This window comes from Weissella hellenica (assembly GCF_005405545.1).
In the GTDB taxonomy this organism is placed as follows: Bacteria; Bacillota; Bacilli; order Lactobacillales; family Lactobacillaceae; genus Weissella; species Weissella hellenica.
Map to the genome: position 1 here is coordinate 36,200 of NZ_BJEG01000003.1, position 13,081 is coordinate 49,280.

Here is a 13,081-nt window from a genome sequence, read left to right on the forward strand (position 1 = left end):
TTGTGTAATTTACTGCATTGTAACGACGAACAGCTTAAATTCGTGATTCACAATACAATGAATTATACACGTAAATCATCATGTTAGCAAGTATATTTTCTTACACTTGCGCATCTTGCAACTGTGCTAAACGATTGTGAGTTGCTTCTACTTTGGTTTCCCAATCCGCCAACTTTTCACGTTCTGCAGCGACAACAGCCTCTGGTGCGTTATTGACAAACTTTTCATTACCTAATTTACCATTAGCTCGTTTTACTTCACCTTGGAACTTTTTGATTTCATCTTGCAATCGGGCAATTTCATCATTCAAATCAATTAATTCAGCCAATGGCACGTAAATTTCCGCACCAGAAATAATTTGGGTCATAGCCAAATCAGGTGCTTTAATATCAGCAGCAATTTGTAAATCCTTTGGCTTCACAAAGCGGTTAATATAATTAACATTTTCCTTAAAGATACGTTGAAGGTTATCATCACTTGTCTTAATTAAGATATCAATTGTCGTTGACATGGGTGCATTTGCTTCTGTACGAATAGTACGAACTGCTTTAATCAAGTCAGTCAAACTGTTAAAGTCTATTTCAGCTTGGTCATCATCCAAATCTTGCTTAACAGTTGGGTAAGCAGCTGCAACAATTGTTTCCCCATCATGTGGCATTTCTTGCCAAATAGCTTCGGTAACAAATGGCATAATCGGGTGTAATAGACGTAACGTATTATCTAATACATAAGCCAAAATTGCTTGCACCGTTTTTTGTGCTTCTTGGTCATCACCATTCAAAGTTTCCTTCGTCATTTCAATGTACCAATCAGCAAAATCATTCCAAATAAAGTTGTAAAGAGCTCGGCCAGCTTCACCAAATTCAAACTTATCAAAATTCTTGGTTACAACGGCAATTGTCTTATTCAAGCGTGACAAAATCCACTTATCGGCTAATGAGAAATCAGCCGTATTTGTTGGTAATTCTGCTTGAGTATCATCAGATAGGTTCATCAAAACATATCGTGATGCATTCCAAATTTTATTAATGAAGTTCCATGCTGAATCCATTTTTGTGTATGAAAAACGCACATCTTGCCCTGGTGTTGAACCAGTTGCCAAGAACCAACGCAAAGCATCCGCACCATACTTTTCAATCACATCCATTGGGTCAATCCCATTACCCAATGACTTTGACATTTTACGGCCTTGTTCATCACGAATCAATCCATGAATCAAAACATTTTTAAAAGGACGTCGCCCTGTAAATTCTTTAGACTGGAACATCATACGTGCAACCCAGAAGAAGATAATATCATAGCCAGTTACCAACGTATTCGTTGGGAAATAACGCTTAAAGTCTTCTGCATCCGTATCAGGCCAACCCATTGTTGAAAATGGCCACAAAGCTGATGAGAACCATGTATCTAGCACATCTGAATCCTGTGTCCAATTTTCACTATCTTTAGGTGCTTCCATACCAACATACATCTCACCAGTCTCTTTGTGATACCATGCTGGAATTTGGTGTCCCCACCATAGTTGACGTGAAATAACCCAATCATGAATATCGTCCATCCAACGTGTAAAAGTTCCTTCAAAACGTGGTGGATAGAAGTCAACCCGATCTTCTGATTTTTGCATATCTAATGCTTGTTCAGCTAATGGTTGCATCTTAACAAACCATTGTGTTGATAAACGTGACTCAACTTGCACACCAGTACGTTCTGAATGTCCGACTGCGTGTACAATTGGTTCAACTGATAACATCCAGTCACCCGCTTGCAGATCAGCGACAATCGCTTTACGAGCCTCAAAACGATCCATACCAACATACTTACCAGCACGTTCGTTCATTGATGCATCTTCATTCATAGTATTGATTCGTTCCAAATCATGGCGATTACCCACGCCAAAGTCATTTGGATCATGTGCTGGTGTAATTTTAACCATACCAGAACCAAATTCAGGATCAACATATTCATCAGCAATAATTGGTACTTCGCGATTCACCAATGGTACTAATACTTTTTTACCGACCAATGCTTTGTAGCGCTCATCTGAAGGGTGCACAGCTACGGCCACATCCCCAAACATTGTTTCAGGACGTGTCGTTGCAATTTCAACATAATGCTTACCCTCAAAAGTTGTATCCTCATCCACAAATGGATATTGCACATGATAGAAGGCCCCTTCATCATCTTGGTGAATAACCTCAATATCAGATAAAGCTGTTCGTGCCTTAGGATCCCAGTTGATGATGTATTCACCGCGATAAATCAATCCTTTTTCATATAACGTCACAAAGACCTTACGAACTGCTTCAGACAGACCATCATCTAAAGTAAAACGCTCACGATCATAATCTAGCGAAAGACCTAACTTACCCCATTGTGATTTTATTGTTGCAGCATATTCATTCTTCCAATCCCAAACTTGGTCAACAAACTTTTCACGTCCTAAGTCATAACGTGAAATATTTGATTCTGCTAAACGTTGTTCAACCTTAGCTTGCGTTGCGATACCTGCATGATCCATACCAGGCAACCATAACGTATCGAATCCTTGCATCCGCTTTTGACGAATCAACATATCTTGCAAAGTTGTATCCCATGCATGACCTAAATGCAGCTTACCCGTTACATTTGGTGGTGGAATAACGATTGAATAAGGACGAGCCTTTTTATTTTCGGATGGCTTAAAACGCTTTTCTTGCACCCACTTATCATAACGGCCTGCTTCAACAGCGGTCGGGTTGTACTTACCAGGCATATCAATTTCTCGCATAACCTTAACTCCTTATTTTTGCTCCTCTTAATCCAGTCTTTAGGCAATAAAAAAGCCCCAACCATACAACTATCTGTATGATCAGGGCGACATTATCGCGGTACCACCTGAATTAGAGTTTAATTCTCTATCTCATTTCGACTTAACGCGTCGTCACGTTATCAACTACTCATTTCACTGATAAAGCCCACTAGTTACCTTCCAAGTATATTAATCAAAATCTTCCACCAAAATGATTTTGTCGCTGGTAATAATTTTACTTGTACTCTCTAGTACATTGCTATGAAAGCAATTTTACAATGTTAAATGTAAAAAATCAAGTTTTAGTTCGTACTTATAGCGATATTAGATTAATTCAATAATGGCTTGAATTAAGAGATAAGCACCGTATACCAACACAATAATCCCAGATAAAATATTAACCCATACCAAAACCTTTTTCGGTAAACGTTCTTTTAAAATATTCATCACAATAGTAATTGTATTAAACCAAATAAAGGTAGCCATAATCACACCAATAATAAATGGCCAAACTTGATTTTTATCTAAAGTTCCCCGTAATGCACCCAATAATAGGCTACCATCGATTAGTGCTTGTGGATTTGCCCAAGATACAATGAACGCTGTGATAAGAGCTTGTTTAACTGGTAATTTATTCCCTGTCGTATTTAACTGTACTGTATTAGCACTTCGCAAAATCCCCCAACCAATCCAAATCACTAGCCCACCACCAATCAACATGACAAGCAATCTTAACCAGGTCACTGAACTAATAATGGCACCCATACCAAAAAAGGCAGCCAATGAGAATAATGAATCGGCCGTCCAAACAAATAATACATACACTAATGATCGTTTAAACGAATTAGTTAATGCATTATTAAAGACGTATAAATTTTGCATGCCAATCGGCGCAACAAAAGCAAACCCGATCATCATCCCTTTTATCAACGTTGCTAAAACCATAACTCCTCCTTTGTTTCAAAAAACTAAATTATCTGGTTTACAAAACTAGTTTAATTGGTTATTATAATCATAATATATGTAATCAAACATTCAGGCCACTATTATAGGAGATACCTATGCCTACACTAACTAAAGAAAATCGTCGTTACCTTATTACCTACGAAACTTTAAACGCTATCACTCATGGACTTGGTGTCATTGCTGCCATTGTTGGGGCTACCTTATTAATCGTGAACAGCATCCAACACGACTTTTCTACGTTCACTATTGTTGCGCTTGCTATATATGCACTCTCAATGATTAGTTTTTTACTCGCCTCAACACTTTTCCATGCTTTAATTTTTACCAAGGCAGGCAAAATTTTTCAATTTTTAGATCATTCAGGTATTTATCTCGTTATTTTAGGTAGTTATACCCCCTATACGTGGCTATTCTTAGATCCCAAAATTGGTTGGCCAATTTGGATAACTATTCTAAGTTGCACGATTTTAGGACTGATTTATGATACCTTCTTCGTTGGTCGTTGGCCCTTTGTTTCGGTGATTATTTATGTCCTAATGGGCTGGTTCATCATTCTAGCTTTACCAGCACTTTATGGAACACTATCATCCTTAGCATTTTATCTATTATTAGCCGGAGGCATCACCTATACTGCAGGTTCATTGCTGTACCTTATGCCAAAAATCCCCTTAAATCATGTCTATTGGCATTTATTTGTCCTTGTTGGGGCTACCTTAATGTATTTATCAATCTATGACACTCTGTTTCATTAAGTTATGCAATATTCTTAATCAAAAAATATCATTCTAAAAAGTAGCAAATCGCCAATAGCTTGGTAATTTGCTACTTTTTTAAATTAGTCTTTAACAATACCAGCTTGTACCCACTTGTCAAACTGATCATCAGCAACTTGACTTTGCCCACCATGTTGTTGATTTTTGTAATCATTTTTTTGACGTTGTGTCAAAGCGTCCCAAGCTGCGCCACCAATAGCATACTGATCAGCATTGCGTAAAACATCCTGAATTGTGGCACCATCAGATAGCTTAGCAGTATTTGCAAGTTGTTCTTGATCCCACTTACCAGCAACTGCATATTCCATGCCATCCTCTAGCTTAACTTGACGAGCAGTCGTAACAGATTGATTGCCATTCTTAACCGCTGCCTTAATCACAGCAATTGTTGCTTTAGCGTAAGCTGCCATAAATTCATCAAGCGTTTTAGTCCCATCATCTTCAAAAACAACCGTCACCTTTTCATCTGCCTGTTTCACAGAAGCAATTTTTGGTGCATCAATTTGACCCTGTAATAACGCTTTAATATCTAACGTTTGGGTTGTTTTTGAAGTACCTGTTTCTTGATGTTTACTTGTTGTGGAATTGGCAGCTTTTTTATTAACTACCTTTCGAGTAGTTGTGCTCGTTTTATCTGTTTTAGTAACGTCCTTCTTATGACTTGATGAAGAGGCTGCTACTGCAGCTTCTTCCGCCTGATGTGAAGAACTGTTAAAAACAATCGCAAAAATCGCAACTACTGCTGCAACTACCATAATTCCTATGATCATTGTAACTTGTCGTTTGTGCATTATGATTTACCTTTCTATTCCTTAAACCATAATATTCTATCACAAATAATGTTCGCTTTTTTGACACTGTGTCACAGTTAGATTAATAAATGCTACCATTTCATTAAATTAAAAGCTGTTTTTTGTAACATTAACGTTTCTTACCAAATAATCGCGCAAAAAAGCCACGAATACCACCACGTTTACGACGATTTATGCGAGATTCTGCCACCCCTTGTTCATGTTCAACCGGCACTTTCGCTCCATCTGTCTTATGATTAACATTAGTATCGGCTACTGATTGTGTCTCACTAGATTTTTCATCTGCTGACTTTGCAGTATCGGCTTTAATCGGTCCATTACTTATTTGAATAGTGTCCGTCAGTTTCGTTTCTGTTACGCCAGAATGAGTTGGTTGTGGTGTTTGTTTAACTTCTGCATTGCGCATATATTCAGCAATCATTTCATCTGTTAGTGCTGGTATAGCCAAAGTTTTTGACGTAACACCCAAACTAACAATTGTCCGTCCGGTTTTACCTGTTTCATTGCTTGTCGCATGTACTTCGATTTGACTCGGCACAACATCATCTGGCAAAACTAATTCAAACTCAAGATGCTCATCAACTGGTAATGAAATAACGTGTTCATCCCCAATAAAATGTACTGAAACAGCAACATCAGCTTGATTAACTTGCCCTTCTAGCAAACGCTGGCCGTTTTGAGTTGAAATAACTGCTGTAATAACAGGTGCTGGTTGTTCAATAACCAATGTTAAGATTTCTTTACTAGTTTGCGCTGGTAACTGTGCCTCGATTGTAACATTATCGCCACTACTTGCTGGCACTTTGGTCAGAAAACTCCCCGATTCATCAGAGGTTATTGTTTCAAACTGTCCATTTGCATACTTCATGGTGATCACAACACCAGCTGTTGCCACGTGACCAATTACAGTTGTCCCCAAACTATTTGTTAATGTCGATGCTACCAAATTTAGTTTTGACTCACTCATATTGCGATCTCCATCCTTTAACTGTCGATAATAAGATAATTGTAACAGATATTACAGACAACTTAAAATAATTGCTTACGTCCTAACTCGATTAGGGTCAATTAATTAACTGATGCGTTATCTATGTAAAACAGATAAAAAAATAGCAAGTTGTTAATGAAATGACAACTTGCTACTTTTGAGGCCAAGATACTAATTTGTAATCGCAACCTTTTTTGTATTCAGATTCGCTTTAATTATGAGCGAACAATTAAAGTATCAACCTTAGAAACGCGTGTCACAAATTCTGTTACAGAACCAATCAACAAACGCTCAATTGCATTCAATCCAGTTGCACCAATCATAATTAAGTCACTACCATACTTGCTTGGTGCTTGTTGGGCAATCACACTCTTGGGTGAACCATACTCGATGGCGTATGCAACATTTTCCAAGCCAGCAGACTTAGCTTGTTCTAAGTATGTTTCCAAAGTCTTCTTAGCTGTATCAGCAACTTGCTCAACCATAGTTGCTCTAAAATCAGTTACACTTTGGAACGAACGCGTGTCAATAACATGTAGAATTTGTAACTTTGCATCGGGGCCATTTTGAAGTGTCACCTTAATAGCACGTTCTAACGCTGCCTCAGCTTCTTTCGATCCATCAACAGGTACTAAAATATTCTTATAATTTACTTTTACATCAGTCATAACAGTTCCCCCTGTATATCCAACTTTATTTGCAACTTTACTACACCTTTATTATAACGTATTTCACACATTTTTCCACAGAAACACATACGAAAATTTTAGAATAATATATATTATATTTATTTAAATAAAAGACGAACAACTACAACAGCCAATACGGTTGTCATTAAAGTCCCTAAAATGACAAATAAACCACCTGGTAATGCAGCATCCTTTGTGATAAAAGTACTAATGACCAATAATAATGCATCAATACTAAATATCCAGCCAAACCAACGAGCAGGTTGCTTAGCCGCCTGCGAATTAATACCTAAAAAGCCCTTTTGATGTAATAGTAAATAGATGCCTAACCCACCAATAATGACAGCAAATAATAGATACAAACTGAAAATCATAATTAAAATCCTTTTCTCTTATTGATTAAAAAAGCCGCCCACCTCCGATATTATTATCGAATATGGACGGCATTAATAATTATCAATTTGATAATTATTAATTATGGACACTTGCTTGGCGCCGTTAGTAAATTCAACTGAGTTGGCTCCGATTAAAGGTAAGTGGGTGAATAAGTCCGCTTTTACAACTACTGAGTGAAACAGCATGTTATAGCGGCATCCCGACATCCCCGAGCTAATTGGTTGTAAAGCAACTACAGAATGTAGAATTACGCGTACGCCCAAGGAATCCATCTATAATTTCATTATACTAATAAATTGGTAAAATGAAAGTCTTGACAATTCATAATAGGTTATCCTATTTTTTTAATCCGTTTTGTTGCGCCTGTCGTAATTTAGCGTATTGCGCTTTATATGCTTGTTCAACCTTTGAATTTCCAGCTGGATTAAAATATGCTGATCCTATTAATTTATCGGGCAGATACTGTTGTGGTACCCAGTCACCTGGATGGCCATGAGGATACACATAATCAACACCGTGTCCTAATTTTTTGGCACCTGCATAATGAGCATCTTTTAAATGGTCTGGCACATCGCCGGTCCCCCCTTTTTGCACACGTGCAATAGCTTCATCAACCGCTGTCATTGCTGAATTTGATTTTGGTGATAATGCTAACTCAATGACTGCATTAGCTAATGGAATGCGTGCTTCCGGAAAGCCTAACTGCAAGGCCGTTTGGACAGCTGTTACAGCTCTTTGAACCACAGCTGGATTGGCTAGCCCAATATCTTCGTACGCAATTACTTGTAATCGACGGGCAATGATTGGTAAATCACCTGCTTCAATCAAACGTGCTAAATAGTGTAATGCCGCATCTGTATCACTACCACGAATTGACTTTTGTAAAGCTGAAATCACATTATAGTGACCATCCCCATCTTTATCGGCAGTAATTGCCTTACGCTGGACTGTTTCTTCAATAATAGCCAATGTAATCTTGATATTACCGTCATCATCTGGCTGTGTTGATCGAACTGCCAGTTCAAGACCATTTAAAGCCGATCGTAAATCACCATTGGTCGCATAGACAAGTTGTTTTTGTGCATCGTTATCTAAAACAACTTTAAAATCACCCAAACCCCGTTCTTTATCCATTAGTGCGTGATCAATAGCCAATTTCATATCATCTTCTGATAAAGGTTTAACCTCAAAAATCTGCGTTCGAGATCGAATAGCTGGCAATATTGATAAATAAGGATTTTCCGTCGTTGCCCCAATCAAAATAATTTTCCCACTTTCCAAATGCGGTAACAAAAAATCTTGTTTGGTTTTATCTAAACGATGAATTTCGTCTAGTAGTAAAATAACGGTCCCCGAAATTTTGGCTTCATCAGCAACCATCTGCAAGTCTTTTTTACTGTCAGTGGCTGCATTTAAGATTCGAAAAGCATATTTAGTTGAGCCAGCAATAGCACTGGCAATACTTGTTTTACCAGTTCCTGGTGGCCCATATAAAATCATAGATGATAGCATTTTAGCTGTCACCATACGATTAATAATCTTACCCTCACCAACCAGATGCTGTTGCCCTACTACCTCTCTAATCGAACGTGGACGCATGCGATAAGCTAATGGTTGCTGCATTTCGCAAGACCTCCCTTCAGTCACTTAAAACAACTTTTTATACCATGGACTTTTTGGCTTTGATTCTGGTTCTTGTATTGACTGATTTTGTTCGTCCGTTGCCACAACAATATCAACAATCTCTTGATGCACTGCCGTTTTAGCAGCTAGTACAACCATAACATTCGACCGATCATAAACATCATCTGTTTTAAGCGTGAAACGCATTTTGTAATGTGATGCTAATTTCATAAATTTATCTAAAATAGTGCGATCTAGATGCCCATTTAAATATAGTGTTGCATCAGGATATTTTGCCATCTGACGTTCCCAAGCTTGCATATACTGGGTTTCACCAATATGTTCACGCGTTTGTATTACATATACACGTTCACGAAAATTCCCCAAATAATGATTTTGTTCATCGGGATTGATTTGGGGTGTCCCATATAGTCCTGCTTGGACATGTGGATCCATTGATTGTTTATCCATCAAAAAACACTCCTTTTTAATAATTAGGTTAATTTTAACATAATCAAATCACAGCGACAATTTACCAGTCAACAGTTAAAAGCGATAAAAAAAGACTCACGATTTTAAACCAAGCTAACAAATGGTTATATCATAAGTGTTTTTATTTTTAACCCATTAATAATGTATGCACACCAGTAATGATGACATAAACTAAATATACACCAAATAACCAATGCCATGCATTAAATAGTTTTGGATATCGTCGTAAAGCTGTATGACCTGAAAAATAAATAATTGTTGGCAACAACAAGACAACACTAAAAGCAAGCACGCCCATTAACCAATTAGTGGGGATAATAGGCAATGTTAAGCTCACAGCTTGGCCTCCAATTTTACATCGGGGTATTTATTAGCAAACCAACGCTCAGCGAACTGGTTTTCAAACAAAAAGACCGGATTTTCGTGACGATCACGAACCAATAAGTTACGTGATGATGCCATTCTAGGATCTAACTGCTCAGCATCAATCCAACGGGCGATCTTTGATCCCATTGGTTCTAATGTTACTTCGGTATTATATTCGTTTTCCATTCTAAATTGGAAAACTTCAAACTGCAAAGCACCGACAGCACCGATAATATAATCACCAGAATCCCAGGCCGTATACATTTGAATAGTACCTTCTTGCACCAACTGGGTAACACCCTTGTGGAATGATTTTTGCTTCAAAACATTCTTAGCATGCACACGCATAAACAATTCTGGCGTAAATGTTGGTAACTCTTCGAACGTTATTTCATGTTTACCAGCGTAAATTGTATCCCCAATTTGGAAGTTACCGGTATCATAAATACCAATAATATCACCAGGATACGCCTTCTCAACGTTTTCACGCGTATCAGCCATAAACTGGGTCACATTTGACAAACGAATTTTCTTTTTAGTACGTTGCAAAGTTACATCCATGCCGCGCTCAAACTCACCAGACACAATACGTAAAAAGGCGATTCGGTCACGATGATTAGGATTCATATTAGCTTGAATTTTAAAGACAAACCCACTAAACTGTTCGTCATTTGGCTTAATCTTATCTCCTGCAACGGTATTCTTTGGCGCTGGTGCTGGTGCAAACTGCATATACGTTTGCAAAAATGTTTCGATACCAAACCCTTGTAAAGCAGACCCAAAGAATACTGGTGTCAACTCACCGCGCATAACTGCTGATTCATCAAAAGTATTACCTGCGTCTTGCAACATTTCAATTTCATCTCGGGTTTCATCCCATAGTGAATCTTCTTGGATAGGATTAGGAGCCATTAAATCAACCCCTGCCTCATTAAGTGCTAAAAAGCGTTCTGCTGAATTAGTTGGTCGGTAAACTTCAACATTATTGTGATACCGGTCAAATAAGCCAGCTAAAATTTGTCCTGATCCAATTGGCCAGTTCATTGGATAGGCATTGATACCAAGTGTACTCTCTAGTTCGTCTACCAAATCCAATGGGTCACGCCCATCACGATCTAACTTGTTAAAAAACGTAAAAATTGGAATATGACGTTCACTAACAATTTCAAATAACTTTTTAGTTTGTGGCTCGATACCTTTAGCTGAATCCACGACCATAATAACTGAATCAACCGCCATCAAAGTACGATACGTATCTTCAGAAAAATCCTCGTGTCCAGGAGTATCTAAAATATTGATGCGTTTATCATCAAAATCAAATTGCAATACTGATGATGTCACTGAAATACCACGTTTTTGTTCAATTTCCATCCAGTCAGACTTTGCAAAATTACCTTTGCGCCCTTTAACGGTACCAGCCTCACGGACAACGCCCCCAAGCTTTAGTAGTTGCTCTGTAATGGTCGTTTTACCAGCATCCGGATGAGAAATAATAGCAAATGTACGCCGTGTTTGCGTTTCTTCTTGTAGTGAAGCCATGATTTATCGTCCTTTTATTTTATTTATTATTTTTAATTTATTTTAAAAAACTTAACAATTTAGTATAACTAATATTATCAATTGTTTCAATAGAATCAAGCGATGGTTTAATCATCCCAATAACAAAAAAAGATTACTTATCCAGTAATCTTTTTTGCTTATTTTATGACGACTATTGCTGACTATTGCGACGTTTTATTTCTAAATAACGCCGGTACCACAAGTCAATATAGGCATCGGAAAATGGCCCTTTTTGATTGTCAATCCAATCAACGAGAATTTTAACATGTTCACGCACAATATAATCAATATCTGCCGGATAACGCCAGTGCGCTTTATGGAGTTCATATTCGTCTGTATCCAACAAACGTTTCTCACCATTTGGGAACACTTTCACATCCAAATCGTAATCAATATATTTTAACGCTTCTTTGTCTAATACAAATGGTGATGCTAAATTACAATAATACGAAACACCATTGTCTCTAATCATCGCAACAATATTAAACCAATATTTACGATGGAAATAGACAATAGCTGGTTCACGTGTTACCCAACGTCGGCCATCGTCTTCAGTAACCAATGTATGATCATTTAGCCCAATAATTGCATTTTCGCTCGTTTTGAGCACCATTGTATCCCGCCAAGTCCGATGTAAACTGCCATCATGCTTGTAGCTCTTAATCGTTACAAAGTCGCCCTCACGGGGTAATCGACTATCTTTCATTATCTTGAGCTTTCCGTATTTTCTACCAAATTTTTTTCTATTTCATTGTATCACGCAAATCGGTAAAAAACACGACCAACTTAATGATATTGTCGTAACCATTTATCGACCAAATTCAAATCATAGCCTTTTCGATACAACGTTGCTTTAACTTTTTGTTTAAATTCCCAACCCGTATAATCTGCATAACGATTAGCTACAATGTTGGCGTCACGATCTAAATTATCCCATTCTAATGTTTCATCAGGTGTTTCATTTAAACGATAATTTTGAATCGCTTGCTTAATTAAATTTAAATCAAAGCCTTGTTGTAACAATTTTTGCTGTGTTTTTTGCTCAGCCATAAATTTGGCGTAACGACTATTTTTTTCTAATAAGTTAGCCACTCGTGCTGTTAAAGCAGTAATTTGATCATCTACATCATAGGCAACTAGTGCATCCTCAATCACAAATTTATCAATACCGGCTTGCTGTAATTTAAATTGCACCCCTCTGGGACCTAACTTTCCTGCAGATATGGCCTGATCAACATAAGTTTGTGCATATATTTCATCGTTAATTACATGATCACTGATTAAGCGTTTTACAACTTCTTGAATCACACGTGGTTCATAACCTCGTTCACGCAATTTATGACTAACTTGCTGACTAGTACGCATTTGACCTGTTGCATAAACTAAAGCCTGTGTATAGGCCTTTTGCTTAAATTCAGCTACCTTAATTATCTCAATATCTGCTTCATCTAAATTAGCACCCTTGAATAAGTTATATGTAATTAATACTTTTTCATCAACAGCAAATGCATATTCGTCATCTAAATAAATATTGTAACGCCCTGCGCGTCGTTGCTGTGTTACTTTCGTTACTGTTGGCATATCTTCCTCCCTTCATTCTTATTTTAACTGAACTAACAAAGAACAGC

Annotated in this window: 13 protein-coding genes and 1 other annotated feature; of the genes, 1 reads left to right on the forward strand and 12 read right to left on the reverse strand. The window is 37.5% G+C overall.

All coding sequences use genetic code 11. The features are described 5' to 3' along the window. Positions 1-100: 100 nt before the first annotated feature. A complete protein-coding gene (locus tag FFM61_RS02970) occupies positions 101-2,767 on the reverse strand; it encodes a valine--tRNA ligase (protein WP_074427199.1) in 2,667 nt (888 codons plus the stop codon). A gap of 79 nt (positions 2,768-2,846) precedes the next feature. After that, positions 2,847-3,054, reverse strand: a binding site (T-box leader). A 58-nt stretch (positions 3,055-3,112) separates the two neighbouring features. After that, on the reverse strand, positions 3,113-3,733 hold the full coding sequence (locus FFM61_RS02975; RefSeq protein ID WP_074427198.1) for a LysE/ArgO family amino acid transporter: 621 nt from the start codon (positions 3,731-3,733) through the stop codon (positions 3,113-3,115). A gap of 116 nt (positions 3,734-3,849) precedes the next feature. Here FFM61_RS02975 and trhA point away from each other — a divergent pair, with 116 nt between their 5' ends. Further along, entirely contained in the window at positions 3,850-4,506 is a 657-nt protein-coding gene (gene trhA, locus FFM61_RS02980) for a PAQR family membrane homeostasis protein TrhA (protein ID WP_074427197.1), read from the forward strand. 83 nt (positions 4,507-4,589) lie between these two features. On the opposite strand, the gene FFM61_RS02985 is transcribed toward trhA, so the two are convergent. From FFM61_RS02985 to FFM61_RS03030, 10 genes are all read right to left on the reverse strand, one after another. Then, positions 4,590-5,318 carry a hypothetical protein gene (locus FFM61_RS02985; protein ID WP_074427196.1) on the reverse strand — a complete coding sequence of 243 codons (729 nt, stop codon included), beginning with the start codon at positions 5,316-5,318 and terminating at the stop codon, positions 4,590-4,592. A 130-nt stretch (positions 5,319-5,448) separates the two neighbouring features. Beyond that, positions 5,449-6,306 carry a hypothetical protein gene (locus FFM61_RS02990; protein WP_074427195.1) on the reverse strand — a complete coding sequence of 286 codons (858 nt, stop codon included), beginning with the start codon at positions 6,304-6,306 and terminating at the stop codon, positions 5,449-5,451. Positions 6,307-6,542: 236 nt separating this feature from the next. Next, complete coding sequence (locus FFM61_RS02995) at positions 6,543-6,995, reverse strand: universal stress protein (protein WP_074427194.1); 453 nt, start codon at positions 6,993-6,995, stop codon at positions 6,543-6,545. 119 nt (positions 6,996-7,114) lie between these two features. Beyond that, a complete protein-coding gene (locus tag FFM61_RS03000) occupies positions 7,115-7,390 on the reverse strand; it encodes a hypothetical protein (RefSeq protein WP_074427193.1) in 276 nt (91 codons plus the stop codon). 358 nt (positions 7,391-7,748) lie between these two features. Then, on the reverse strand, positions 7,749-9,035 hold the full coding sequence (locus FFM61_RS03005; RefSeq protein ID WP_074427192.1) for a replication-associated recombination protein A: 1,287 nt from the start codon (positions 9,033-9,035) through the stop codon (positions 7,749-7,751). Between the two features lie 24 nt (positions 9,036-9,059). Further along, positions 9,060-9,506: a YueI family protein gene (locus tag FFM61_RS03010; protein WP_240005963.1), complete on the reverse strand. Its 447-nt coding sequence runs from the start codon at positions 9,504-9,506 to the stop codon at positions 9,060-9,062. A gap of 148 nt (positions 9,507-9,654) precedes the next feature. After that, positions 9,655-9,864, reverse strand: coding sequence for a hypothetical protein (locus FFM61_RS03015; protein ID WP_074427191.1), 210 nt, complete (start codon positions 9,862-9,864; stop codon positions 9,655-9,657). Further along, positions 9,861-11,432 (reverse strand): peptide chain release factor 3, encoded by a 1,572-nt coding sequence (locus tag FFM61_RS03020; RefSeq protein WP_074427190.1) that lies wholly within the window; start codon positions 11,430-11,432, stop codon positions 9,861-9,863. Before FFM61_RS03020 ends, FFM61_RS03015 begins: the two co-directional genes overlap by 4 nt. Before the next feature lie 172 nt (positions 11,433-11,604). Then, the gene (ntdP, locus tag FFM61_RS03025) at positions 11,605-12,159 is read right to left on the reverse strand and encodes a nucleoside tri-diphosphate phosphatase (protein ID WP_074427189.1); all 555 of its coding nucleotides are present in this window, start codon (positions 12,157-12,159) and stop codon (positions 11,605-11,607) included. An 80-nt stretch (positions 12,160-12,239) separates the two neighbouring features. Beyond that, positions 12,240-13,034, reverse strand: a complete 795-nt coding sequence (locus FFM61_RS03030) for a RecX family transcriptional regulator (RefSeq protein ID WP_074427186.1) — start codon at positions 13,032-13,034, stop codon at positions 12,240-12,242. Positions 13,035-13,081: the final 47 nt, after the last annotated feature.